This is a genomic window from Aureibacter tunicatorum, assembly GCF_036492635.1.
Lineage (GTDB): Bacteria > Bacteroidota > Bacteroidia > Cytophagales > Cyclobacteriaceae > Aureibacter > Aureibacter tunicatorum.
Genome location: NZ_AP025306.1, coordinates 477,818 through 500,904 on the forward strand (window position 1 = coordinate 477,818; position 23,087 = coordinate 500,904).

General features: G+C 36.6%; 28 protein-coding genes. 20 read left to right on the forward strand and 8 right to left on the reverse strand.

The genetic code is table 11. The annotated features are described in order from the left end of the window. Nucleotides 1-32 precede the first annotated feature (32 nt). Nucleotides 33-1,292 carry an OmpA family protein gene (locus tag AABK36_RS21990; RefSeq protein ID WP_309941011.1) on the forward strand — a complete coding sequence of 420 codons (1,260 nt, stop codon included), beginning with the start codon at nucleotides 33-35 and terminating at the stop codon, nucleotides 1,290-1,292. Between the two features lie 63 nt (nucleotides 1,293-1,355). On the opposite strand, the gene AABK36_RS21995 is transcribed toward AABK36_RS21990, so the two are convergent. From AABK36_RS21995 to AABK36_RS22005, 3 genes are read right to left on the reverse strand one after another with little or no spacing between them, the layout of a single operon-like run. Then, the gene (locus tag AABK36_RS21995; RefSeq protein WP_309941008.1) at nucleotides 1,356-2,375 is read right to left on the reverse strand and encodes an NAD-dependent epimerase; all 1,020 of its coding nucleotides are present in this window, start codon (nucleotides 2,373-2,375) and stop codon (nucleotides 1,356-1,358) included. A 1-nt stretch (nucleotide 2,376) separates the two neighbouring features. Next, nucleotides 2,377-3,810, reverse strand: a complete 1,434-nt coding sequence (locus AABK36_RS22000) for a nucleotide sugar dehydrogenase (RefSeq protein ID WP_309941007.1) — start codon at nucleotides 3,808-3,810, stop codon at nucleotides 2,377-2,379. A 46-nt stretch (nucleotides 3,811-3,856) separates the two neighbouring features. Continuing rightward, complete coding sequence (locus tag AABK36_RS22005) at nucleotides 3,857-4,627, reverse strand: methyltransferase domain-containing protein (protein WP_309941006.1); 771 nt, start codon at nucleotides 4,625-4,627, stop codon at nucleotides 3,857-3,859. 29 nt (nucleotides 4,628-4,656) lie between these two features. On the opposite strand from AABK36_RS22005, the gene AABK36_RS22010 reads away from it, so the two are divergent. After that, nucleotides 4,657-5,127, forward strand: coding sequence for a hypothetical protein (locus AABK36_RS22010; protein WP_309941002.1), 471 nt, complete (start codon nucleotides 4,657-4,659; stop codon nucleotides 5,125-5,127). A gap of 111 nt (nucleotides 5,128-5,238) precedes the next feature. Beyond that, the gene (locus tag AABK36_RS22015) at nucleotides 5,239-6,207 is read left to right on the forward strand and encodes a hypothetical protein (RefSeq protein WP_309941001.1); all 969 of its coding nucleotides are present in this window, start codon (nucleotides 5,239-5,241) and stop codon (nucleotides 6,205-6,207) included. 64 nt (nucleotides 6,208-6,271) lie between these two features. On the opposite strand, the gene AABK36_RS22020 is transcribed toward AABK36_RS22015, so the two are convergent. Next, on the reverse strand, nucleotides 6,272-6,595 hold the full coding sequence (locus tag AABK36_RS22020; protein WP_309941000.1) for a heavy metal-binding domain-containing protein: 324 nt from the start codon (nucleotides 6,593-6,595) through the stop codon (nucleotides 6,272-6,274). Nucleotides 6,596-6,719: 124 nt separating this feature from the next. On the opposite strand from AABK36_RS22020, the gene AABK36_RS22025 reads away from it, so the two are divergent. From AABK36_RS22025 to AABK36_RS22035, 3 genes are all read left to right on the forward strand, one after another. Beyond that, nucleotides 6,720-7,301, forward strand: coding sequence for a cysteine hydrolase family protein (locus AABK36_RS22025; RefSeq protein WP_309940997.1), 582 nt, complete (start codon nucleotides 6,720-6,722; stop codon nucleotides 7,299-7,301). Continuing rightward, nucleotides 7,285-7,734 carry an HAD family hydrolase gene (locus AABK36_RS22030; RefSeq protein ID WP_309940994.1) on the forward strand — a complete coding sequence of 150 codons (450 nt, stop codon included), beginning with the start codon at nucleotides 7,285-7,287 and terminating at the stop codon, nucleotides 7,732-7,734. Before AABK36_RS22025 ends, AABK36_RS22030 begins: the two co-directional genes overlap by 17 nt. 97 nt (nucleotides 7,735-7,831) lie before the next feature. Continuing rightward, the gene (locus tag AABK36_RS22035) at nucleotides 7,832-8,854 is read left to right on the forward strand and encodes a PDDEXK nuclease domain-containing protein (protein ID WP_309940991.1); all 1,023 of its coding nucleotides are present in this window, start codon (nucleotides 7,832-7,834) and stop codon (nucleotides 8,852-8,854) included. A 41-nt stretch (nucleotides 8,855-8,895) separates the two neighbouring features. Here AABK36_RS22035 and AABK36_RS22040 read toward each other — a convergent pair whose 3' ends face one another. Together AABK36_RS22040 and AABK36_RS22045 are read right to left on the reverse strand one after the other, a co-directional pair. Next, nucleotides 8,896-9,603, reverse strand: coding sequence for a LytR/AlgR family response regulator transcription factor (locus AABK36_RS22040; protein ID WP_309940988.1), 708 nt, complete (start codon nucleotides 9,601-9,603; stop codon nucleotides 8,896-8,898). Next, nucleotides 9,600-10,619 carry a sensor histidine kinase gene (locus AABK36_RS22045; RefSeq protein WP_309940985.1) on the reverse strand — a complete coding sequence of 340 codons (1,020 nt, stop codon included), beginning with the start codon at nucleotides 10,617-10,619 and terminating at the stop codon, nucleotides 9,600-9,602. Before AABK36_RS22045 ends, AABK36_RS22040 begins: the two co-directional genes overlap by 4 nt. Nucleotides 10,620-10,818: 199 nt before the next feature. On the opposite strand from AABK36_RS22045, the gene AABK36_RS22050 reads away from it, so the two are divergent. After that, nucleotides 10,819-13,182: a TonB-dependent receptor gene (locus AABK36_RS22050; protein WP_309940983.1), complete on the forward strand. Its 2,364-nt coding sequence runs from the start codon at nucleotides 10,819-10,821 to the stop codon at nucleotides 13,180-13,182. Nucleotides 13,183-13,221: 39 nt separating this feature from the next. On the opposite strand, the gene AABK36_RS22055 is transcribed toward AABK36_RS22050, so the two are convergent. Then, a complete protein-coding gene (locus AABK36_RS22055) occupies nucleotides 13,222-13,596 on the reverse strand; it encodes a winged helix-turn-helix transcriptional regulator (RefSeq protein ID WP_309940980.1) in 375 nt (124 codons plus the stop codon). A 158-nt stretch (nucleotides 13,597-13,754) separates the two neighbouring features. On the opposite strand from AABK36_RS22055, the gene AABK36_RS22060 reads away from it, so the two are divergent. The 13 genes from AABK36_RS22060 (at nucleotide 13,755) to AABK36_RS22120 (ending at nucleotide 22,217) form a co-directional block, all read left to right on the forward strand. Next, nucleotides 13,755-14,603: an SDR family oxidoreductase gene (locus AABK36_RS22060; protein WP_309940977.1), complete on the forward strand. Its 849-nt coding sequence runs from the start codon at nucleotides 13,755-13,757 to the stop codon at nucleotides 14,601-14,603. Between the two features lie 60 nt (nucleotides 14,604-14,663). Continuing rightward, on the forward strand, nucleotides 14,664-15,050 hold the full coding sequence (locus AABK36_RS22065) for a hypothetical protein (protein ID WP_309940976.1): 387 nt from the start codon (nucleotides 14,664-14,666) through the stop codon (nucleotides 15,048-15,050). Between the two features lie 76 nt (nucleotides 15,051-15,126). Next, complete coding sequence (locus tag AABK36_RS22070) at nucleotides 15,127-15,561, forward strand: MarR family winged helix-turn-helix transcriptional regulator (protein ID WP_309940974.1); 435 nt, start codon at nucleotides 15,127-15,129, stop codon at nucleotides 15,559-15,561. A 61-nt stretch (nucleotides 15,562-15,622) separates the two neighbouring features. Next, nucleotides 15,623-16,555 (forward strand): NAD(P)H-dependent oxidoreductase, encoded by a 933-nt coding sequence (locus AABK36_RS22075; RefSeq protein ID WP_309940972.1) that lies wholly within the window; start codon nucleotides 15,623-15,625, stop codon nucleotides 16,553-16,555. 10 nt (nucleotides 16,556-16,565) lie between these two features. Further along, nucleotides 16,566-17,159, forward strand: a complete 594-nt coding sequence (locus AABK36_RS22080; protein WP_309940969.1) for a short chain dehydrogenase — start codon at nucleotides 16,566-16,568, stop codon at nucleotides 17,157-17,159. Between the two features lie 77 nt (nucleotides 17,160-17,236). Beyond that, complete coding sequence (locus AABK36_RS22085; protein ID WP_309940966.1) at nucleotides 17,237-17,416, forward strand: hypothetical protein; 180 nt, start codon at nucleotides 17,237-17,239, stop codon at nucleotides 17,414-17,416. A gap of 87 nt (nucleotides 17,417-17,503) precedes the next feature. Further along, on the forward strand, nucleotides 17,504-18,538 hold the full coding sequence (locus tag AABK36_RS22090; RefSeq protein WP_309940964.1) for an ankyrin repeat domain-containing protein: 1,035 nt from the start codon (nucleotides 17,504-17,506) through the stop codon (nucleotides 18,536-18,538). Nucleotides 18,539-18,699: 161 nt separating this feature from the next. Next, a complete protein-coding gene (locus AABK36_RS22095; protein WP_309940961.1) occupies nucleotides 18,700-19,155 on the forward strand; it encodes a nuclear transport factor 2 family protein in 456 nt (151 codons plus the stop codon). Nucleotides 19,156-19,171: 16 nt separating this feature from the next. Further along, nucleotides 19,172-19,465, forward strand: coding sequence for a putative quinol monooxygenase (locus tag AABK36_RS22100; protein ID WP_309940959.1), 294 nt, complete (start codon nucleotides 19,172-19,174; stop codon nucleotides 19,463-19,465). An 81-nt stretch (nucleotides 19,466-19,546) separates the two neighbouring features. After that, nucleotides 19,547-19,978 carry a nuclear transport factor 2 family protein gene (locus AABK36_RS22105; RefSeq protein WP_309940956.1) on the forward strand — a complete coding sequence of 144 codons (432 nt, stop codon included), beginning with the start codon at nucleotides 19,547-19,549 and terminating at the stop codon, nucleotides 19,976-19,978. Nucleotides 19,979-20,011: 33 nt separating this feature from the next. Then, on the forward strand, nucleotides 20,012-20,920 hold the full coding sequence (locus AABK36_RS22110; RefSeq protein WP_309940954.1) for an alpha/beta hydrolase: 909 nt from the start codon (nucleotides 20,012-20,014) through the stop codon (nucleotides 20,918-20,920). A gap of 80 nt (nucleotides 20,921-21,000) precedes the next feature. Then, nucleotides 21,001-21,522: an SRPBCC family protein gene (locus tag AABK36_RS22115; RefSeq protein WP_309940951.1), complete on the forward strand. Its 522-nt coding sequence runs from the start codon at nucleotides 21,001-21,003 to the stop codon at nucleotides 21,520-21,522. After that, nucleotides 21,519-22,217: an SDR family oxidoreductase gene (locus tag AABK36_RS22120; protein ID WP_309940948.1), complete on the forward strand. Its 699-nt coding sequence runs from the start codon at nucleotides 21,519-21,521 to the stop codon at nucleotides 22,215-22,217. The genes AABK36_RS22115 and AABK36_RS22120 overlap by 4 nt, the downstream gene beginning before the upstream one ends. 54 nt (nucleotides 22,218-22,271) lie before the next feature. On the opposite strand, the gene AABK36_RS22125 is transcribed toward AABK36_RS22120, so the two are convergent. Continuing rightward, nucleotides 22,272-23,030, reverse strand: a complete 759-nt coding sequence (locus tag AABK36_RS22125) for a hypothetical protein (protein WP_309940945.1) — start codon at nucleotides 23,028-23,030, stop codon at nucleotides 22,272-22,274. Between the last annotated feature and the right edge of the window lie 57 nt (nucleotides 23,031-23,087).

Genomic DNA, 23,087 nt, shown 5'->3' on the forward strand with positions numbered 1-23,087 from the left:
ACTATACGGAATATTATTATCCTTAATTAATTATGAAAGGCAAATTTAGTTTGTTGTGTGTTTTGGCATTAGGGTTATGTTTAAATCTAAATGCGCAGAATCAAGATGATGTAAGCAAATTTACTGGTCAAGATCCAGTTGCTACAAAATACAGGTTTAAGAGTCAAACGATGAAGAGAATAGCTCTTGAAGGATCTGTTGGATTGATTAATGGAAACAGTCCATCTTCAGGGCTAAAACCATTAGTGGGAGAAATTGGCGTAAGATATAGTTTGTCAGATGCTTTTTCTATGAAACTTGCTTCAGAATTTGGCAAGTTTGATTATTCTGATGTTAAGTCTAACTTTTTTAATGTAACTGCTCAGGCATATGTGAATATTTTACAATTGACAGGAGCTTCTACAAAAGCAAATAAATTCAATGTTTATTTTATTGGAGGTTTAGGCGTTTATCAAAATAGTTTCGAAGCTGACATTGAAGGCGTAGAATCAGAAAAAGTAAAAGACAAAGGAATCAATGCTTTAGCTGGGGTTCAATTTGCTTATAAAGTGTCTGACAATATAGCTTTGAATTTAACAGCTAAGCAAGTTTTCTTGGCAATGGGAGATTTGAGTCTAGATGGTACAATTACAAATGCTAGAGCACCTCAGAACAATTACCAAACTGTTTCATTAGGTGTTTCTTATTTCTTGGGTGGAAAGAAGTCAAAGAATGCTAAGCATGCTGATTGGGCAAGAAGAGAATTTATAAGCAAGGATATGCTTGTGCAGGCTCTTGAAGATTACGATAAGCAGCAAAAAGCCGACGAGGCTAAAGCTATAGCAAAAGCTAAAGATGAGGTTGAGAAAAATACTGCATCCAAAGCTGATGTTCAACAAGCTGTTGCTACTGTTTCTAGACAGACTGACGAGAAAATTAAAAATGCAGGTGGAAGCGCTAAGCAATTGGAAGAGTTGATCAATAAGAAATACCTTATGGTCTATTTCCCTGTTGGTAAGTCGGTTCCTGAAGATGATGCAGCTTTTGCTATCAACTTTGTTTACACTTATTTGAAAGAGCATCCTAATAAGAAAGTGAAAATTGTAGGTCATACAGATAATACTGGAAGTGTTGCAGTTAATCAAAAATTGTCTGAAAAGAGAGCTAATTATGTTCTTTCACAACTAGTGAACATGGGTATATCTAAAGATAGACTTTCAGTAGACTCTAAAGGTAAGTCTGAGTCAAGAGTTGAAAATAATACTAAAGCTAGTAAAGCAATTAACAGAAGAGTTGAGTTTGTTATAGAGTAATACATCTAGATAATATCAAAATAAAAAAAGCTATCTTAAAAGATAGCTTTTTTTATTTTGATATTATTTATAGTACTTTTTATACCATTTAATGAATTTTTCAACACCTTCTTCAAGTGATGTATTTGGTTTGTACATCACTAATTTTTCAAGGTTGGATGTATCCGCCCACGTTCGTTTTACATCGCCAGGCTGCATAGGCAACATATCAAGTTTGGCTTTAATATTTAAGGATTTTTCAATGGTTTCGATGAATTCCATTAAATGAATTGGTTTGGAATTGCCAATATTGAATAATCTGTAGAAAGGTCTGTCGTCATCTTTTGATGGAGGATTTTTGATCACTTCGTTTATACCGTTTACAATATCATCAATATACGTGAAATCCCTTTCCATATCTCCATGATTAAATACCTTAATTGGTTTTCCTTGGCTAATGGCATTTGCAAATAGCATTGGAGCCATATCAGGTCTACCCCAAGGGCCGTATACGGTAAAAAATCTTAATCCAGTAGTTGGCAAACTATATAAATGGCTGTAACTATGCGCCATTAATTCATTGCTTTTCTTTGTAGCTGCATATAAACTCACTGGATGGTCTACTCTATCCTCTTCAGCAAATGGTATTTTATCGTTCATCCCATATATGGATGAACTTGAAGCGTATACAAAGTGCTTAATTTGATTATGCCTGCAACATTCCAGTAAGTTAATAAAACCCACAAGGTTGGAATCGACATACGCATGAGGGTTTTCAAGAGAGTACCTCACTCCTGCTTGAGCTGCCAAGTTTACAACTACATCAAATTTCTCTTTTTCAAATAGTTTTTCAATGGATTCTCTATCTGTAATGTCTATTTTAACAAAGGAAAAATTCGGAAATTTATCGCTTTGAATTAAATTGTTATTTGACTCAATAGCTATTCTATCAATTCCACACTCTTTAAGCCGATCATATTTCAATGATTGTTCGTAATAATCATTGATATTATCAATACCTATGACATTTTCACCGATGGAAAGAAGCTTTCTAGCTAGGTGAAAACCTATGAAACCAGCTGCTCCTGTGATTAATATCTTCATATTAGCCTTTTCCTATTGATTTGATTTCAAACCCAATTTTTGCAATCTTTTCTCTATCAAGAATATTTCTGCCATCAAAAATAAATGCAGGTTTGTACATGTTTGCATACACAGAATCCCAATTTATATTTTTGAATTCATCCCATTCTGTTAAAACGGCTATTGCATGCGAATTTTTTAGACATAGATCTGATTCTTTGTGTATATGCAATAATTCTTTCCAATCTTTTGGCAGCTTTTCTTTACAATAAGGTGATGAGGAAGAGTGCTCTTGAAGATATGAAATGTCCTTGTAAATTTGATCAGAACTTACTTTAGGATCATAAACGTGTACTTCAGCCCTGTCCTGCAATAGTTCATAAGCAACGTATATTGCTGAAGACTCTCTGGTGTCATTAGTATCTTTCTTAAATGCCCAACCAAGAAAAGATATTTTTTTGCCGGAAACTGTATTGAAAAGAGTGTCGATTATTTGTTTAGCGAATCGGTGTTTTTGGTAGTCGTTCATTTTCACAACCTGCTCCCAATATTCCGCAACTTCAGGTAATCCGAAATGTCTGCATAAGTAAACCAGATTCAAAATATCTTTTTGAAAGCATGAACCTCCGAAGCCAACCGATGATTTTAAAAATTTGGATCCTATTCTACTATCCATTCCAATCGCATGAGCAACCTCTTCAACATCAGCTCCTGTTCTTTCACATAAGGCTGAAATAGAATTGATGGATGATACACGTTGAGCCAGAAAAGCATTTGCTGTTAATTTTGAAAGCTCAGATGACCAAACGCTTGTTGTAATAAGTTTTTCTCTAGGAATCCAGTTGGCATAAACATCTACTAGCGCTTCTATAGCATTTTGGCCATTTTCATCGCTCTCCCCTCCTATCAACATGCGGTCAGCATAATGCAAATCCTCTATTGCAGTCCCTTCAGCTAAAAATTCTGGGTTTGAAAGAATAGCAAACTCGTGCTCAGAATCTTCTGCTTCCAATATTCTTTTGATGCTTTCTGCTGTTCTAACAGGTAAAGTTGATTTTTCTACAACAATTTTATCTTCATTAGCAGCTTGAGCGATTTGTCTAGCGCAAAGTTCTACAAATTTCAAATCAGCGGCCATTCCTTTGCCTGTTCCATAGGTTTTGGTAGGCGTGTTTACCGATATGAAAATCATCTGAGCATCTTTTATACCTTGCTCTATTTCGGTAGAGAAAAATAAGTTTCTACCCCTTGCTTCTGCGACTACTTGGTTTAATCCTGGTTCGTATATAGGTAAATTATCTAGATTCTCGTCATTCCAAGCATTGATTCGCTCTTCATTGATATCAACAACAGTGACCTTTATATGTGGACATTTTTGCGCGATAACAGACATTGTTGGCCCTCCCACATATCCAGCTCCTATGCAACAAATTGAATTTATTTTATTGGGTATCATTTTTCAATAATTCATAACGACAAAGATGTCGTTGTCAGTTAAAATATTAAGCTTGCTTTTGGCATAAATAAACGATTTCCCCAGAAGGAAGGGCAAATCTACTTACTTTTTCTTTTGGCAAACTTTTCACAAAATCATCTTCTATCACATTAAATCCAGCTTTTTCTAGTCTTTTGCCATAATCTCGTCCATATAAGCGAACATGATCGGACTGCCAATAAGCTTCTTCTCTTGCTTTAGGATCAGTAATGGTTGGATCTTCAAAAGTATCTTCTCTATTTATGTCTTGTGGTGATTGTATTATGGCCCATCCGCCAGGCTTTAGCACTCTGTGAATTTCTTTCATGCAGTGTATGTCATCATCCACATGTTCCATTACATGATTGCAAAAGACTACATCAAATGAGTTTTCATCAAACGGAATATCATGAACGTCCATTTTCACTTTAGCTAGTGGAGATTCTAAATCACCAGTGATGTACTCTAGATTTTCAAGACTTTCAAATCTTTTAATAAAACAAAGTTCTGGAGCTATATGAAGGACTTTGTTCTTATGTGTGAAAAAGTTGGTTTTTTCTTTTAGATATAGCCACATCAATCTATGTCTTTCCAGTGCCAAGCAATTAGGACATAGCGCATTCTCTCTAGGGGGTTTTCTGCCATAAGGCAAGAATTTTTTGTAATGTTTCTCACATACGGGGCATTCTACATTGTTTCCAAGGTAGCCTAAGGACATTATTTTGGCGCCATGATGGGCAAATAGCTGAAGGTACTTTCTAGGTATATGCTTTATGACGAAACTAACAATATGCTTCATTCAACAGTTTTATTCTAAAAAAAATGAATATGTGTAATATTACAAATATATATAATGTATATAGATATTGCTTCGATTTTGAAGAAAATGCACGTTGCGCGAAGTATATTTTTGTTTTTATCGCTTTATTTCTTTTTTCTGGAAATGAACTTAAAGCACAATGGTTTTTCAAAAAGAATAAAGAGAACACGGATAATTTTATCGTAAACAAATTTGATAAAAAACAATCGAAGCCAAAGAAGGTATGGACGATATACACTAAAGATACCAAAGGGCTGTTGATGTGGAACAAGTGTTTCAATGATGCTTCCGCTGACCTAGGAGTCTCATATGTGGTTATTCCCAAAGAGTCTAGATCTATGCCTGAGATGAATAGGTTTTTTCATAATCTTGGAGTCAGGACAGGAATGATGTTTAGAGCTTGGCCTTGGTGGGGACTGAGAGTTAAGCGAAGGGTAAAGCAATGCAAATACTTGACCGCAGACCGGACCGACTTTTAATGATTTCATAAAGCTGTATTGATTTCTATTATTTGTCTTTTTTAAACATTCTTGATCCAAAAGCACGAACTACTTTCAAGTTATAATGTTAAGCATAAAAAGAATATTGCTATGAAAAGAAAATTATGGAGCGTGCTAGCATTGATGTTGCTCGTTTTATGGGGATGCAAGGATGATGATTCTCAACCCGATGCTTTAAGCGGTGAAATTATCACTTTCAATGACGTCAATTATCAATCTTTCCAAGTGTTTTACAGGTTAGTTGGTTCTGCGAATTGGGCGCTTCAAGTAACAACAGACAAAGAAAAATTCGATGATCCCGATTATACTCAGACCTATGGTTTGGAAAGTTCGTCCAATAGTTATGTTGTTGATAGCTTAAAACCAAATACAGATTATTATACCAGACTCAGAGGTGTCGGAAATGGCTCTTTCACAGGCCAGACCTATATATCCGAAGTGAAAGAAGTAATGACTTTAGGTTTATCATTTAATCAAGAAAACTTTCAAAGATATTCTTTGGTTTATGATGGCGACCTTCTTTATAGTTTTGATGGTGAGGAATATTGGAATTATTTTGATTATGATCCAGACTCTCTTTATATACCGTTTGGCAGGGATTTTTTATTGAAAGCGAAAGATGGTGAGGATTTTTCTGAAGTTGTGGAAGTCGATGATTTTAGTCAGTTGACAGGATTGTCAGATCAAGAGCAGTATAGGCTTGATACGGATGATCTGCTTCAAGCAACGGTTTCTTTTTCTCAAAATTTGATTTCTTTTAATGTAATTGACAATCAGGGAACTAATATTGAAATGAGTTATAATAATCCAAGTGTTATTAGTATGGATGATTTTAATACTGAAGAACACTGGGTTAAAAAAATCATTTTGAATGGAAGTTTTATCACTTTAGATAATAAACGTTTTCAATTGAAGGATATGCCGGATGGAGGTGTTTATTTGGTCAATTATGGAAATAAAATGAGTTTGCAAGGTAACTTGTTATATGAAGAAGAAGGTAATGCTGAAAACACAGTGAATTTTGATCGATTGATCTTTACCGTTGAGAAAGTGAAATAAGCTATTTGAGCTTAATACAATTTAAAAAAGGTTGCTTATTACTTGAAGCAACCTTTTTTGATTATTAGTCTTCTAGTACTATTGCTGTACCGCTAGCGGTTACCATCAGCATTCCTCCATTGGCTCCGACTGTTTCATAATCCAGGTCAACAGCGATTACAGCGTTTGCTCCAACTTTTCTAGCTTGTTCTTCCATTTCTTTGAGAGAAGTTTCTTTTGCCTCTCTCAAAACGCTCTCATAACTGCCTGATCTACCTCCTACTACATCTCTGATACTTGCGAAAAGGTCTCTGAAAATGTTAGCGCCTATGATTGTCTCGCCGCTGACTATGCCTTTATATTCTGTTATTTTTTTCCCTTCTATAGTATTAGTGGTTGTTATTAGCATAATTATATGATATTTTAGTTTATATTGAATAACAGACGAGTCTTGGAGACTTTAGGTTACTCATTTTATTTTGAGCATGCTTAATAGTTGAAAAAGGAGCTTCTTCAAATTAATATAATTGATTATGAGTAAATCGGCATTAATACTAATAGATATGCAAAAGGGCTTTTCAAATGAAGCTCATTGGGGAGGGAATAGAAATAATCCTCAGGCTGAAAAAAATGCTTTTAGTTTGCTAGAGCAAGCCAGAGATTCCGCTATAGATATCTTTCATGTGCAACATTGTTCTTTGGAGGAAAATTCTCCCTTAAGAATTGGCGTTGAAGGCAATGAGTTTCTTGAGAATTTTTTGCCGAATGATGGTGAGTGTTTAATTCAAAAAAATGTAAATAGCGCTTTTATAGGGACTGATTTGAAGGCTGCATTGGATGATCAAGGCATTAAGACATTATTTATCGCAGGGTTAACCACGAACCATTGCGTTTCCACGACAACAAGAATGGCTGGCAATTATGGTTTTGAAGTTTTTGTCGCTCATGATGCCTGCGCTACTTTTGATAGAAAAGGGATAAATGGAGAACATTTTGACAGCGAGACGATTCATGCAACAGCCTTAAGTTCTTTGAATGATGAATTTGCAACGGTTGTTTCAACCGAAGATTTATTGGAAATAATGAAAAGTTATGCCAATGAGAGTGTCCTTTGATTTAGATGGCACACTGATTCCATTGAGTTTTGTATTTCCAACCTACTCAAGATCTATTCTTCATAAAGTATTAGGTATTGAACCGATGCGAGCAGGTTTTATGGATGTTTATTATTTTCTTAAAGCCAATAATTGTCAAGTTGGCATTTATACTACTTCGTATAGGTCTCAAATGAAAATTTATTGCTGGATGTTAGCTTACGGCTTAAAGCCTGATTTTATTATTAATGAGAAATTGAATAGAAAAACGCTTTACGAAAAAGGACTTGGCATATCAAAGTACCCTCCGGCCTTTGAAATTGATGTGCATATTGATGACCAAAAAGGCGTCATGATGGAAAGCGATAAATATGACTTTAAAATTCTTTTGCTGGATGAGAAAGAGTCAAAATGGAAGCAAGTAGTAATTGATTACTTCTCTCGTTTCTTTTAAGAATTGTTTTGCGAAGTAGTTTTTTAACAATTCTGTTTAGTTGCGTATATTGCCTTAATTATTTTATCAATTCGTTCTGAAACACTCACTCTATTCAATGAGCAATAAAGAATTATCAATTTCCGAGACACCATTTCTTGCTGATATCAAAAGCATACTTCAACAAGCCCGCACACGTGCTTACACAGCTGTAAATCAAGCAATGGTTCAGGCTTATTGGTTGGTTGGCAAGAGGATTGTTGAACATGAGCAGAAGGGACAAGCAAAAGCTAAATATGGTGAAGCCTTGCTTAAGACTTTGTCTAAGGAGCTTACCTCTGAATTTGGCAAGGGCTTTTCAGCAGCGAATTTGAGAAATTTCAGGCAGTTTTACCTTACGTATTCGGATAATGAGAATTGTTACGCGCTGCGTAGCAATTTGACTTGGACCCATCACAGACTGATTATGAGGGTTGAAAGCCCTGAAGCAAGGGATTTTTATTTGAAGGAATGCGCTGACCAAAGTTGGAGCACAAGAGCTCTTGAACGTAATATCAATACTTTTTATTATCAACGTACATTGTCGACCAAGCAAGAAAGCAATGCAACGAAGGATGTTCAGACGATTGATGATTTTATCAAAGATCCTTATGTTTTCGAATTTTTGAATATTGAGCGGTCGGCTAATTTGAATGAATCGGATTTGGAAACAGGCTTGATTTCTCACCTAGAAACATTTTTGCTGGAGTTAGGCAAGGGATTTTCTTTTGTAGGAAGGCAGTATCGCATATCATCAGAGGACGAGCATTATTTCATTGATTTGGTTTTTTACAATTATATATTGAAGTGCTTTGTATTGTTTGATTTGAAGTTGGGCAAGCTTACTCATCAAGACATTGGTCAAATGGACATGTATAGAAGAATGTTTGATGATCTTAAAAAGCCGCAAGGAGACAATCCAACTATCGGAATCATATTATGCACGAGCAAAAGCGACACAGTAGTCAAATACTCTGTGATGAGGGATAATGAACAGTTGTTCGCTTCCAAGTACAAGCCTTATTTGCCTTCCGAAAGAGAGCTTATAGAAGAAATTGAGCGCGATAAACGATTGCTTCGCGATGAGAGCGAAAATGCTTGATAAGAGCATTATTCGCTAACTTATTGTATCGCTTGCATTTGTTATGATTGCAAAAAGTCGTTCACAAAACTTTCTCTATAAGCCCTTCCAATGGGTACAATTGTCTCGTCATCGAAAAAAATCTGATTGCCGGAAACTTTTGATATAGCAGTTACATTGACGATATATGATCGATGAACTTGAGCAAATTGCTTTTTAGGGAGTTTTTGCAACCAATATTTTAGAGATTGCGAAGTAAGATGTTTGGCATCTTTTAGATGAATTTCAGTATAATCCAATTCTGATTTGATAAAGAGAATGCTTTCAGGTTTGATATTTAGATGTTCATGGCCTGATTTGACAAATATTGTATCAGGGGTTTCATGAATTATGTTCGCAGGTGATGAGTCGTTTTTACTTCGAACAGCGTCAAGTTTTGAAATTGCTTGTAAGAAACGTTCAAAAGAAAAAGGCTTCAGCAAGTAATCCGTCACATTAAGCTCGTATCCTTTAAGCGCGTATTCCGGATAAGCTGTTGTTAGAATCACGGCGGGAGGATGTGGCAAAAAGCTTAGAAAGTCGATACCAGATATTTTTGGAAGGTGGATGTCAAGAAAAATTACGTCAACTTTATGATGCTTTAAATATTCCATAGCATGGATTGCATCTGAAAAGGTTTCTTTGAGTTCCAAATAATTGATATCGCCGATGTATTTTTTTAGAATTCTTTGAGCTGGTGGTTGATCTTCAATAATGACGCATGTTATCATAATTCTAGTTGGGTTAATTGCATGGATAAATGTACAGTATAAATGTCGCCATCAGCAGATTGGGAAATGTGATGGGAATTGGGATAAAGAAGCTCCAGCCGTTTTTTCACATTTTTCAAGCCAATGCCTTGACTTAAGTGGCTGTTGTTGGTATTCTCTTGATAGCTATTACGACAAGCGAAGTTCAGTATTCCGGAATCAGAGATGGAAATTTTGACTTCTATCATGATATTATCGGTTTGACTGGCAGTACTGTGCTTGAAGGCATTTTCAACAAATACAGACAAGATCAAAGGAGCAATTTGATAGTTGTCGGTGATATTTTCGATGGAGAACGTAACCTTGCCGCGATGCTCTACTTGCAGTTCATTTAGATTAGTGAAGTCTTTCAAGTGTTTGATCTCGTCTTTGAGGTTAACAAAGTCGGCTTTGCAATCATAAAGCATATATCTTAACACGGAAGACAGTTCTAAAATTATACTGGGAGTCTTTGAAGAGTTTTCAATAGCGTATGAGTAGAGATTGTTTAAGTTATTGAATAGAAAGTGAGGGTTGATTTGATTTTTGAGGTATTGCAATTCACTTTCTTTCATTGCTATATCCAGCTGATCCAGTTTGCGGCGTTGTTGGACTCCATCCCAAGCGAATTTGAATCCGGTAAGCAAGGCTATAGGAGGCATCGCGTCGAGGAAATTCAAAAGAAAATGCTCGAAATCTTTGCCTCGAGTATCAGGGTAAATCAATTGTTCGATAAGCATTTCTTCGGAAAGTATGACCGCAGTGATGATGACGGCTACTCCAATTCCAAAATGGACGTATTTTTTTTTATAGTAGTATTTGGGAAGCAATATATAATTGATTAGAAAAGCCCCTGTGGCGAAGTTTAGAAAAAACCAGAATTCATTCCATTCAATTTTACTGGTGAATTTATTTACCGCCATGTAGAAGAATAATAGCACATGGAAAAATACCTGCCCTGCTGCCTCTGAAATAATTTTCTTTCTTTTTTCATCCATTTTCATGGTGTAAACATACGAATTTTACCGATTCTGATCGAATTTTTTCTATGATTGCAGGATTGCTAAGCTTGATCGGCGGAATATGGCGGATGAATGATGAAATGTTGTTTAACTATAAAATTAAGTCGTTTAAAGATTTTTTTTAATATTAATTAAGAAGATTTTCATTTTTGAACAAACTGAAATTACAAAATATATGAAGTATTTTATAGCATTAGCTTTGTTGTTGGTTCAAGTTAGCGGGATTGCCCAGCGTGGCATTGGGAAAGACAATGTGAAAATATCAGGCAAAATAGTGGAAGATAGAAGCGATAATCCTATCGAATTCGCTTCAATTCTATTAATTGACAAAGACTCGGGCAAGACTTTGGATGGTATTACTACATCTCCAAGCGGCGATTTTGAAATTTTAACTCAAGCAACAAATTTTTTTATTGAAGTTAGATTCATGGGATTCACTTCAAAACGTTTTGATGAAAATTACGAAGGTAAAAAATCAATAGACTTGGGTTTGATCAAACTGGAAGAAGATTCTAAAATGCTTAAGAATGTGGTGGTGGAAGGAGAAAGGTCGCAAACAGAGTTTAAGTTGGACAGAAGAGTGTTCAATGTAGGTTCTGATTTGAGCACCACAGGAGCAAGCGCTCTGGAAGTCTTGGATAATGTGCCTTCTGTAGAAGTTAGCATTGATGGTGAAATAAGCTTGAGAGGAAGCAGTGGAGTAAATATTTTGATCAATGGAAAACCTTCGGTATTGGCCAAGGAAGGCGGGACAGTATTAGGTACTTTGACTGCTGATATGATTGAAAAAATCGAGGTGATTACCAGTCCATCAGCCAAGTACGAAGCGGAAGGTACAACAGGCATTATCAATATCGTATTGAAAAAAGAAGACAGAAAAGGTGTTAATGGTTCTGTTTCATTGAATACTGGCGTGCCTGATAATCACAGCGTCGGTTTTAGCCTCAATAGAAGATCAGAAAAATTGAACCTTTTTTCGCAAATAGGCGTGGGAAGAAGATTGATGCCTTATGATATTGAAACGATTAACAAGGATATTGAAAGTGGAAAAGTCATCGAGAATGTGGGGGAAAGAAACAAGTATGAAACTTTTTACAATCTGATTCTTGGAGCGGATTACAATATAAATCCACATAATGTAATTACGCTTTCCGGTTCATTTGCTTTCGAACAAGAAGACGAGTACGCGGATCTTAATTATCGAGCTTTATCTTCAACTGGAGCATTGGAAGATGAGTGGTTGAGAGATGAGGATACGGAAGCGACAAATCCTAAATATCAATATGAGCTTCATTACAAGAAAACGTTTGAAGGTGACGAAGACAGAAGCTTGCTTTTTAGCGCGATTGGCGATTTTTTTGGAAAGGATCAAAGTTCGGTTTTTAAGGAAAGAAATGAGTTGACTCAAAGATCAATAAGGGACTTTATGGATGCTCAGTATATTTTTAGTGTTGATTATACACACCCTTTTACTGAAAAAGTCAAAGTCGAGCTTGGAAGCCAGTATAAGATAGGAAATGTGTTGAGCGATTTTGAGTTAAGCGATTATAATGACGGTGAATGGATTATTAATGAGAATGCGACAAATGTATTTGATTATATGCAAAAAGTTTTTGGAGTCTATTCATCTGCTTCATATGAAGGAGACAAGTTTGGACTGAAAATGGGTGTTCGTATGGAAAACACAGCTTTGGACACAGAGCTCAAGAATACGAATGAAGTAAATAATCAGAACTTTACGGACTTTTTTCCAAGTGTGCATGCTTCATATAAATTCAACGATAACTTGTCTATGCAGGCGGGTTATTCGAGTAGAATAACAAGACCAAGCTTGTGGGATTTGAATCCTTTTGTGAATATTAGAGATGTCTATAATGTTAGCATGGGTAATCCAAACCTTACCCCGGAGTATACGGATTCTTATGAGTTTACAACCATATACAAACACAATGATTTTTCATTTAGCCTAGGGGTCTATCATCGTTTTACAACTGATGTTATCGAGGATATTTTGACATACCAAGATGGAATAAGTATATCCAAGCCTGAAAATGTGGGCGACAATAGTGCTGTGGGAGCTGAGTTCAATATGGATTATACTCCATTTAAGTGGTTGGTGTTTATCGGAGGTTTTAATTATAACTATTTTAAAAGAACAGGAACTTGGGAAGAAATGAACTTTAATTTTGAGTCTGACCAGTGGAGAGCTCGTTTGAAGACCAAATTGAAATTGCCAAAGGATTTTGATGTGGAACTCACGGGTATGTATCGATCGGATGTTCAAACAGTACAGTCAACTAGAGCTTCTTTTATGACTGCTGATATGGGGGTGCGTAAAAAGATTTTAAAAGGCAAAGCTGTTTTGAACTTGAGCGTCAGAGACATTTTCGCATCAAGAGTTTATGAATCAGAGTCTTCTACTGACGCGTTTTATTTATACGAGATGCGTCAAAGAGGGCGATCCGTGATATTCGGAGTTAGTTTTGGATTTGGGAAAGGAGAAGCCATGGAATATTCTTCAGGGCATAAATTTCATTAGCAGTGCGAGGCCGTCAGTATCGACGGCCTTTTTATTTTTCTATGATACTTTCGCAAATTCATCTCTGGACTTAGTTATAGCTGAAAAATTTTGCTTAGCCCATTCCGCGATCTTTTGCAAGTGAGGAATCAAAGATAAGCCTCGTTCAGTCAGTTGGTATTCCACTTTGGGTGGCACTTGAGGATAAACGGTTCTTTGCACAAGTCCATCGCTTTCCAAAGATTTTAAAGTCACTGATAGCATTTTTTGTGATATTGTGCCTATGTATTTATGCATTTCATTGAATCGAAGAACTTTTTCTTCGTTGAGAAGCAGTAATACAAGCATTGACCACTTGTCTCCTATTCTATCCAATATATTTCTGATCGGGCAATTTTCAGAATCGCCAAATTTTTCAAGAATTTTTTTATTCATAACTGCTTGTTTTTCGCATTTCTAACCTTCAGGTAAGCAAGGCACTTGGCTGTAAGTTCTTGACTAACAAAAAGTAACTACATACCTTTGACTTACCAAAAGTAATTAAATAACTAATAATTATCAAGAGTAAGTTTTTAACCTAAAATTATAATATTATGAAAGTCGCGGTAACAGGATCCACAGGGCAATTGGGTAGAATAATCATTGAAAAGTTACAGTCGGTGATGCCCGCTGAAAATATTGTCGCATTGGCACGGTCAGTTGACAAGGCTAGGGATTTGAATGTAGAAGTTAGAGAGTTCGATTATAACAAGACTGAAGGCCTAGAGAAGTCATTGGAGGATATTGATCGATTGCTTTTAGTTTCAGGAAATGAATTTGGCAAGAGAGCCGAGCAACATCAAAGGGTCATTGAGGCTGCAAAAAACGCTGGAGTGAAATTGCTGGTGTACACAAGCTTACTGAGAACTGACAATACAAGCATAGTTATAGCGGATGAGCATGAAATAACCGAAAAAGCTTTAATTTCTTCCGGAGTACCTTATGTTATCTTGAGAAATGGGTGGTATACTGAAAATTATACAGTGTCAATAGCTGATATTTTGTCACTTGGCACTCTGTATGGAAGCGCGGATGATGGAAAAATCTCTTCGGCTTCAAGAGCTGATTACGCGGAAGCAGCCGCTAAGGTTATTAGTTCTGGAGGACACGAGGGGAAAATTTACGAATTGGCTGGAGACGAGTACTTTACTCTTTCTGATTTTGCGGAAGAGTTGTCCAAGCAGTCAGCTCAACAGATTCCATATGTAAACCTGCCAGAAGAAGAATATAGAAACGCATTGTTAGGTGCTGGATTGCCGACGGATTTAGCTGGATTTTTGGCGAGCTCGCATGTGTCAACATCCAAGGGAGATTTATTTGATGAAGGCAAGCAACTGTCTTCTTTGATTGGTCGACCTACCACTAATCTGAGGCAGTCAATCGCTGACGCTTTGAAGGGTTAGTCAACAATATTTAATGTAGAGACAAGTCTTGAATGAGGCTTGTCTTATAATATGATTGATATGGAACTATTGCTAATTTGCGCGCTTGTGGGTTTAGCTGTCATATTCAAAGGCTCGGACAGGCAGTTGAAATACGGGAAGTTCACTCGAAAGGCAAGTGTGATAAAAAATGGAAGAGCGTATTATATTGAGGAAGCTGAGTTTGAAAGCTATAACGATGCGTTGCATTATTATTTTAAATCGGTAGAGGATTATGTCGCTGAAGAAAACCCTTTGGACTCTTCCTTTGACTATTATGATTGGTCGTTTACGATTTTGAAATTCAAAATGAATATTATCGAAATAAGGCTTTTCAGAAGCTACAAGAAGATACAATTCATAAGAAGCGAAGAACAAGTGGATATTGAGAACTATTTGCGCGACAATCCAAGCTTGTCAGTGATGTGATGGAATAAGTTTTCACTAAAATACTTGCATGTACAACTAATATTTATTTCATTTGCAACATCAAAAGAATAAAACAATGAGCGAATCACTGGAAAAATATCATAGAAGTTGTCTGTATTTTGCGGCGAATTCTTTTTCGCGTTATATCAATGCTATGGCTGAAGAGTCTTTTCGAAAAACGGGAATGTCGCCTTCTTATGGCTATCTGATGTTGATGCTTATTGAGAAACCCGGACTTAGTCAAAATGAGTTGAGCCAACAAATGAATCTGAAAGCTTCGACCATGACGAGATTCATCGACAAATTGTTGACAATGAATTACGTGCGAAAAGAACAACAAGGCAGAAACTCTTTTATCTACCCTACCAGTGAAGGAATAGCGCAAAAAGTGCTGATTGATCAGGCTTTGTCTGATTTGTACAAAAAGTATTGCGATGTTCTTGGTGAAGAATTTGCTGTTAAGTTGACGGAAGATATTTATCAGGCCAATAAAGATATAGAAACAAAGTAGTTCTTAGATGAATTGCTTTTTTATGAATATAAATTGTATGTACAACTAAATATAGAATAAGATGAATGCACTGATGATCGTTGCTCATCCTAATTTGGATGAGTCGATAGCAAATAAAAATATAGCGGAAATCATGTCCGATAAAGGAGTGTCTGTGAGGAATATCATGGATTTATATCCTGATTATAAGGTGGATATTGAAGCGGAGCAACTTGCTTTGATGGAAGCTGATACGATTATTTTCCAGTACCCTTTTTATTGGTACAATATGCCCGCAATACTTAAGCAATGGTTTGACGAAGTTTTTAGCTTCAATTTCGCTTATGGACCTGAAGGCGACAAACTCAAAGGCAAGAATTTCCTGCTAAGCTTTACGGTTGGCGGCCCTGCGGACTCCTACTCACCTATTGGCTACAATCACTTTAGAATAGAGGAATTCACCAAGCCTATGGAGCAAACGGCTTATCTTGCTCAGATGACCTTTCTTGCGCCGGTTTATGAACATGGAATGGTATACGTGCCGAATGTGTACAATACCAAAGAGGCTGTTGAGGAAAGAGCCGCGAAACAAGCGGATCGATTGGTCAAAATCCTAGATGACTTGGAAAGCACAGCTCCGGAGCATATGATTAATGAGTTTGTCAAAGATTGGTTTGCTCATTTTGACAAAATGGCTGACGATGGATACTTCAATCATCATTTGGATAAGCAAGCCAAATTGAAATTTGTTGAAGGAGAATATATCGGCCATGAAGGATTTAGCGAATGGTATAAAGAGATTAAGAAGTTAATCAAGCCCGATAATGAGCATATAATTAAATCTATTAGCATAAATAAACACGATGACTATTATAAAGTTGACTTGACAGTGAATCTTAAAGCCGATACTTATCACGATGGCTTTATCGATTTGAATGTGAAGGAAACTTGGAAAGTTGCCATTACTAGAGATGGCAGGGTCAAAATTCACGAATATAAAGTTTCAACTATATAAGCAAAGTAAAATGAAAAAGGCGATCATAGTTGGCTCTACAGGAGTCATTGGAAAAGAAATTTTGAAGATTTTCAGGCAAGACTATCAAGTTGTTGAAGTAAATCGCTCGTCAGGTGATTTCAAGGTAGATATGCAAGATGCAGAAGCTGTAGAGCAAATGTTTCAAGCGATCGGAGGCTTTGATGTTTTGATTGCGGCTAGCGGGTATGGAAAATGGGGAACATTGGAGGAGCATAGCATACAAGATTTCCATGATGGCTTGAACAGCAAACTTATGGGACAAGTGAATTTGGTGGTTATCGGAAGAAAGTATGCTAACGAAGGCGCTGTATTCATTTTGACTTCGGGAGTTTTAGCGCATCAGCCTATGATAGGAGGCCTTTCTTTGGCAATGATAAATGCAGCATTAGAGTCATTTGTAAAAGGAGCCGCTTTGGAGTTGGAACAGGGAATGAAAATCAATGCAGTGAGTCCGTCTTTCGCAAAGGAAACTATGGAACTGATGGGCTTGGATTCCTCTACAGGAGTGCCGGCAATTGAATTTGCGAAAATATATAAAAAAATCATTGATGAGCGGAAAACAGGGCAAGTATACCAAGCTTGAAAGCGGTTATGATCTGATGCGCGCTTGATAACAAAGCAAATTGGTAGTAGTTGCTTTTAATAAACAAATAAGCATTTATGTGGAATTTTAATCATAAGATAGTTGTGGTAAGAGGCTCTGCTTCAGTGATAAATACTGTTGTAAGTGGCATTGAAATTCTGAGACAGATCAAGGATGGGAGAATGGCTTATTTAGGAACTGTCCGAGACGATGTTCCTTATGTAATTTGCCGATCTGCCTTGACTTTGCCTGAATGAGCGATTAAAAATAAAGAGCAATTATTAAAAAGTTGATTGTCAAATTGAATTGGAAGTAACAGTGTAAATTATAAAATTTATTTTGATATGCATTGTATAAGAACAATTAGCGTTTGGTGCATGGCGATTATAATGTTTTCATGTGTAGAGCAAGGAAGTGTGGGTGATAAAGGAAAGTTAAAAGGTGATAATGGTGACATTCAAACCGAAATTCATTCTCAAGATGAACATTTAACACCATTAATGAAGGCGTCAGGTTTGGGTGATACTGAATTAGTAAAGGAATTGCTTAAAAGCGGAGAATCTCCATTTCTGCTTGATTCGATCACGGGAACAAGTCCTTTGCATTTTGCCGCTCAAGGCGGTAGCGTTGAAACCGCTAAAGTTTTGGTTGATGCCGGAGCATTGATTAATCTCCAAGCGGAAAGCAATAGTTTTACGCCTCTGATGGTAGCGACATGGTACCGAAATCCCGAGATGATCAAATATCTATTATCCTTGAAGCAAATTAATCCTTTGAAAAAAGATAATTATGGTAGAATTGCAGCTGATTTTGTTCCTCTGGAAAACAGAGAACCGGTAGATGAAGAAATAGCGGTGATTTACGAAGAATATTTTAAGAATAGGCAAGCTTTTATTGATAGTAAATTTGAAACGAATGGGTTTGTGCCCAAGAATTTGCCTGAGGATGTTAATATAAGAATTCCAAATGGCGACAAGGGATATGACTTTCATACGCCATTATTAGTTTCCGCATTAAGAGGAAATAAGCCACTGTTTGTTGAATTATTAGGGAATGGCGCAGACATTAGTCTAACAGGCGAGTACATGAAAGCAAATGTGGCGCATAAGGCAGGCTACCAAGGGCATGCGGATATAATGAAGATTATCGTGAAAGATCCGGATTTTTATAAAATAGCCAATGCGCAAGGACCTACAAATGGGTATACACCATTGCATGATGCTATTTGGCATGGTCATACCCGCACTGCGAAGATTTTGCTCGATGCTGGAGTGGATACTTCACTCGTTGCTTGGGATGGCTTGACTCCTTTGGAATTGGCGAAAAAATATAATTACAGTGAGATCATAGAGCTATTTCCATCACACGAGAGCAAATAAAAAAGTGTTTTCAAAGCCAAGATATATACAAGGAGATTAGACTTGGAATTGGATACAATCTCAATATGTATTGACATGCATTAACGATTAATCATTCGAGTATGAAATATATAATAGCAACATTATTCATTCTTTTATCTACAAATTTAAAAGCGCAAATCATGAATCAACCAGATGAGACCATTATTCAAATGTTTGTGGCAACAGACCAAAGGGATTGGGGTTTAGTCAAGGACTGTTTTGGCGAACAAGTCAATTTAGACTATTCATCGATGAACGGAAATCCTGCAATGAAGTTAACGCCGGATAAAATTATAGAATCGTGGCAGGGAATTCTGCCTGGCTTTGAGTCTACGCATCATCAAGTCGGTAATATTTTAGTGGAAAATAAAGGAAATAAGGCTCAAGTTTTTTGCTATGGCACAGCCACTCATTATTTGTCCAAAAGCATAAATAACGAGGATGGACACGTATGGACAGTAGTAGGCTCATATGATTTTGAATTGGAAAAAAACGCTGATGACAAATGGAAAATAGTTTCTATGGTATTCAATTTTAAATATCAAGATGGAAATCTAATGTTGCCGCAACGGGCTATTGAAAATGTAAGCGAGTAAAATAATTTGGAATGATATGATTATTTTGACAGTAAAGGCTATTCCTAAAAAGGAGTTTTGGCAGTTATATCTTGAAGAGTTCGGGAGTTTGGCCAAGTCAGTGAGAGAAGAAGAAGGATGTTTGGAGTATGAGCTTTTTCAACAGTGTGAGACAAAGCCTAGTCTTTTATTATTTGAGAGATGGGAGTCAAAAGAGCTCTTGGAAAAGCATTTGGCCTCTGAGAAAATGAATCAGTTTTTTTCAAAAATAGAAGGTTGGTTTGACGAGCCTGTTGAAATGAATGAATATTTGGTGACACTTAACAGATAGTAACCTTATAGGTTTATATTCTCAAAAGCTGTTGATTCATATGGTTTTGAATCAAATGTATTCACATAGAACACAAGTAATATGAATAAGGAAATAGCAAAAAGAAACAAGGAAAATGTTATGGCATTTTTCAAAGCATTGGAGAAAAAGGATGCGCAATCTGTTGTGAACTTATTTGCTGAGGATGGAGTTCAAAGCAATCCTTATGCCTCAGGAATCTTTCCTCAAGGGGCAAAAGGATATGAGGAGATTTTAGCTTATTGGAAGGCGCCATTTCATAATTTCGGAGATATGGAATTTCTTATTGATGAAATTTATGCCATGGAGGACCCTAATATTGTGTTTGTTAAATATACAGGAAATATCATGTATAAAGATGGTTCAGGCAAATATGCAAATCAATATTATTCAACATTCAAGTTTGCCGAGAATGGGAAGATTAAAGAGTATGTCGAAATCTTCAACCCTATCGTAGCAGCGAAGGCTTTTGGCTTGATTGATATGATTAAATAATTTTTATAAAGTATTTAGATCACAAAATAAGCGATGGAAAAAGTAAACTTTGAAAGCGAAGGCGTTAACCTTGTAGGGAACCTTTACTTTCCGGAAAATTATGATGCAGCCAAGACCTATCCTGCAATTGTGGTGTTAGGAAGTTGGACAACAGTCAAAGAACAAATGGCTGGCCTATATGCTGATAGATTGTCAAAAGAAGGTTTTATAACTTTGGCTTTTGACTTTAGGAATTATGGGGAAAGCGGAGGAGAGCCAAGGTATTATGAATGTCCTGAAAAGAAAGTTAGGGATATAGTCAATGCGGTTAGTTTTTTAAGTTCATTGAAAGAAGTTGATGAAAATCGAATAGGAGCTTTTGCTGTTTGTGCCGGGTCGATGTATACTCTGATGGCCGCATCAGAAGACTCACGTATCAAAGCTGTTGTAACAGCGGCTTCATGGCTTCATGATGCCGAAGCTGTCAAGTTGTTTTATGGAGGTGAAGAAGGCGTGAGTGAGCGAATTTCCTTGGCTAGACATGCAAAAAAAGTGTACAACGAAACAGGAAAAGTCGAGTACGTCCCAACGATTTCTTTGGATGATGCAAGGGCCGCTATGATAGGCAATTTTGACTATTATTTGAATCCCAATCGCGGCGGAGTTCCTCAATGGAGCGCTGATAAATTTGCGGTCATGTCTTGGGAAGATTGGTTGACTTTGGATCCAATGCCTAGCGCTCCTAGTTTAAAAGCCGCTACGTTGATGATACATTCTGATGGCTGTGTGTTGCCTCAATACACGAAGAATTATTTTGAGAAAATCGGAACGTCTGACAAGGAATTGAAATGGGTTGATACGAATCTTGATTCTCCAATGGACCAATTCAATTATTATGACCAGGAAGAGCAAGTTGGCAGAGCTGTGGATTATGCTCAAGATTGGTTTCATAAAAAATTATAATTGTATATGAGAAATGGGTTTTGCAGGCGCACAACCCATTTTAATTTTAATGAGATCAACGATCGTTTGAAGATAAATTTATGTTCAGCTTTCTATACGTCATACTTTGTTTAGCAGGCATAGTTCCTTTAGTATTTTTGGCAGGTTGTTTATTGCCAAAGCAACGTGTTGTAGAAAGGAAGATTAAGATCAATGCCCCTTTGGAAAGAGTCTGGGACACGGTGACCGATATAGCTAATCAAGGAGATTGGAGAAGTGATTTGGAGTATGTGAAGGTGATTGAAGATACGAATGGAAAACTGATTTGGGAAGAAAAGCCTTGTAAAGGCAAATCGATTCTTTTTGAAGAAGTCGAGAAAGTTGATTGCAGTACTTACCGCATTAAGATAATTGAGAGTTCCTTTAATGAAGGTCATTGGATCGGACGGTTTAGTTTTAACCACAATCAAACCACTTTTATATCTAGAGAGTGCATTATCATCAAAAATCCAATGGTAAGATTGATGTCTTACTTTATCATCTCCGTTGACAAGTTAGTGGAAACATATCAGCAAGATTTGAAAGAATTTCTTGAGACGAGCAATAATTCAAATATAAAATGAAACAGAAAGTAGCATTAATTACAGGATCAAATAGAGGAATAGGTTTAGCTGTGGCCAAAAGCTTGTTAGCACATGGTCATAAGGTTGTGATTACAGCTCGCAAAGAAATGGAGGCTCAAAAGGCACAATTGTCTTTGAAAAATTTAGGTGACGTATATTGTACGACTTTGGATGTGTCTGATGTAAAGAGCATTCTTGATTGCCGAAATTATGTGGAAGATCAATTTGGGAAGCTGGATATATTGGTGAATAATGCAGGCATAAATTATGATACATGGCAGACAACATTGAGTGCTGACTTGGAGGAAGTACGGCAGACTTTTGATACAAATGTATTTGGAGCATGGAAGGTGATTCAGGAATTTGTACCCTTAATGAAAGACTCAAGTCATGCGAATATTGTGAATGTATCAAGCGGCGCTGGAGCGTTATCAAGTATGAGTTGCAATACTCCGGGGTATAGCATGTCAAAAGCAGCGTTGAATGTGATGACTATTCAGTTTTCCAAAGAATTGAGGCCGTATAATATTGTTGTAAATGCTGTATGTCCTGGTTGGGTTCGCACTGATATGGGAGGTGATGGAGCTCCAAGAAGTCCAGAGGAAGGTGCTGAAACAATTGTGTGGGCTTCAGAACTAGAAGATAGAAATATTACGGGAAAATTTTTCAGAGATAAGAAAGAAATCGAATGGTGATGATCTCACCATTCGAAAATATTAGCCTTTTAGGTTATTTGATAATGCGATAATTTATTTGGAGTCAATGCACTTAGCAATGCCTGCTTTTGCTTTAAGCAGAGCTTCTGCAATGACCATTGCTTTATAATCATCATCTAGCTCATTTTTGCTTTCATCGGCATCATGAATTACACCACAAACGAGCTGCATCATGCATGGACCATAATCCAGCCAATCTTGATCAAGACTTTCTTCTTCATCAGGATGGTCTTTGATTCGACTTGTGTTATGGGTTTTGTTATAAGCGTTTACCGCTGTTTGAAGTTGAGAACGCATGGAAGCTAAGCGATTGAAATCCTGTTGAGAAGAAAATTCACCATAAAAATAGTAGTCATTGATATCTTGTAAGTAATGATACATAGCGCCATAACTCTTTGATTTTAGAGCGGCTTCTCCTATCGATAATAAATAATCAACTCTTTGATGAGGGGTTCGATCCTTTTTTCTGGAACTATTATATTCCTTTGCGATATCATCTATCCTTCGGGCTTTTATTTTATTGTTTTGGTATATCTTATCGTCGAAATTAGAGATGTTTTTATTGCCGAAATCAATTAAAACAGAGTCTACAATTTTTTTGATATAACTGGAGTCGTCAAGTTTGCTAATATCTTTTTCAAGGGCATTAACCCCATCTTCAAGCATGGTAGAAAGTTTCTTGGCGCTGGGAAACTCTTTTAATTTTCTATCAATGTTATTATTATCATCATCTTGATTGCATGAGAATAAAAAACATGATAATAGAAAGAGTATAATATATTTGTTAGCCATTTTATTTGAATTGGTTTGAGATTTTATTGTACAAATAAATAAGGCCATTAATTGTTC

Bases quoted from the DNA above. Each gene is read 5' to 3' on its own strand.
- AABK36_RS21990 (WP_309941011.1), top strand. From the start codon at position 33: ATGAAAGGCAAATTTAGTTTGTTGTGTGTTTTGGCATTAGGGTTATGT.
- AABK36_RS21995 (WP_309941008.1), bottom strand. From the start codon at position 2,375: ATGAAGATATTAATCACAGGAGCAGCTGGTTTCATAGGTTTTCACCTA.
- AABK36_RS22000 (WP_309941007.1), bottom strand. From the start codon at position 3,810: ATGATACCCAATAAAATAAATTCAATTTGTTGCATAGGAGCTGGATAT.
- AABK36_RS22005 (WP_309941006.1), bottom strand. From the start codon at position 4,627: ATGAAGCATATTGTTAGTTTCGTCATAAAGCATATACCTAGAAAGTAC.
- AABK36_RS22010 (WP_309941002.1), top strand. From the start codon at position 4,657: ATGTGTAATATTACAAATATATATAATGTATATAGATATTGCTTCGAT.
- AABK36_RS22015 (WP_309941001.1), top strand. From the start codon at position 5,239: ATGAAAAGAAAATTATGGAGCGTGCTAGCATTGATGTTGCTCGTTTTA.
- AABK36_RS22020 (WP_309941000.1), bottom strand. From the start codon at position 6,595: ATGCTAATAACAACCACTAATACTATAGAAGGGAAAAAAATAACAGAA.
- AABK36_RS22025 (WP_309940997.1), top strand. From the start codon at position 6,720: ATGAGTAAATCGGCATTAATACTAATAGATATGCAAAAGGGCTTTTCA.
- AABK36_RS22030 (WP_309940994.1), top strand. From the start codon at position 7,285: ATGAGAGTGTCCTTTGATTTAGATGGCACACTGATTCCATTGAGTTTT.
- AABK36_RS22035 (WP_309940991.1), top strand. From the start codon at position 7,832: ATGAGCAATAAAGAATTATCAATTTCCGAGACACCATTTCTTGCTGAT.
- AABK36_RS22040 (WP_309940988.1), bottom strand. From the start codon at position 9,603: ATGATAACATGCGTCATTATTGAAGATCAACCACCAGCTCAAAGAATT.
- AABK36_RS22045 (WP_309940985.1), bottom strand. From the start codon at position 10,619: ATGGATGAAAAAAGAAAGAAAATTATTTCAGAGGCAGCAGGGCAGGTA.
- AABK36_RS22050 (WP_309940983.1), top strand. From the start codon at position 10,819: ATGAAGTATTTTATAGCATTAGCTTTGTTGTTGGTTCAAGTTAGCGGG.
- AABK36_RS22055 (WP_309940980.1), bottom strand. From the start codon at position 13,596: ATGAATAAAAAAATTCTTGAAAAATTTGGCGATTCTGAAAATTGCCCG.
- AABK36_RS22060 (WP_309940977.1), top strand. From the start codon at position 13,755: ATGAAAGTCGCGGTAACAGGATCCACAGGGCAATTGGGTAGAATAATC.
- AABK36_RS22065 (WP_309940976.1), top strand. From the start codon at position 14,664: ATGGAACTATTGCTAATTTGCGCGCTTGTGGGTTTAGCTGTCATATTC.
- AABK36_RS22070 (WP_309940974.1), top strand. From the start codon at position 15,127: ATGAGCGAATCACTGGAAAAATATCATAGAAGTTGTCTGTATTTTGCG.
- AABK36_RS22075 (WP_309940972.1), top strand. From the start codon at position 15,623: ATGAATGCACTGATGATCGTTGCTCATCCTAATTTGGATGAGTCGATA.
- AABK36_RS22080 (WP_309940969.1), top strand. From the start codon at position 16,566: ATGAAAAAGGCGATCATAGTTGGCTCTACAGGAGTCATTGGAAAAGAA.
- AABK36_RS22085 (WP_309940966.1), top strand. From the start codon at position 17,237: ATGTGGAATTTTAATCATAAGATAGTTGTGGTAAGAGGCTCTGCTTCA.
- AABK36_RS22090 (WP_309940964.1), top strand. From the start codon at position 17,504: ATGCATTGTATAAGAACAATTAGCGTTTGGTGCATGGCGATTATAATG.
- AABK36_RS22095 (WP_309940961.1), top strand. From the start codon at position 18,700: ATGAATCAACCAGATGAGACCATTATTCAAATGTTTGTGGCAACAGAC.
- AABK36_RS22100 (WP_309940959.1), top strand. From the start codon at position 19,172: ATGATTATTTTGACAGTAAAGGCTATTCCTAAAAAGGAGTTTTGGCAG.
- AABK36_RS22105 (WP_309940956.1), top strand. From the start codon at position 19,547: ATGAATAAGGAAATAGCAAAAAGAAACAAGGAAAATGTTATGGCATTT.
- AABK36_RS22110 (WP_309940954.1), top strand. From the start codon at position 20,012: ATGGAAAAAGTAAACTTTGAAAGCGAAGGCGTTAACCTTGTAGGGAAC.
- AABK36_RS22115 (WP_309940951.1), top strand. From the start codon at position 21,001: ATGTTCAGCTTTCTATACGTCATACTTTGTTTAGCAGGCATAGTTCCT.
- AABK36_RS22120 (WP_309940948.1), top strand. From the start codon at position 21,519: ATGAAACAGAAAGTAGCATTAATTACAGGATCAAATAGAGGAATAGGT.
- AABK36_RS22125 (WP_309940945.1), bottom strand. From the start codon at position 23,030: ATGGCTAACAAATATATTATACTCTTTCTATTATCATGTTTTTTATTC.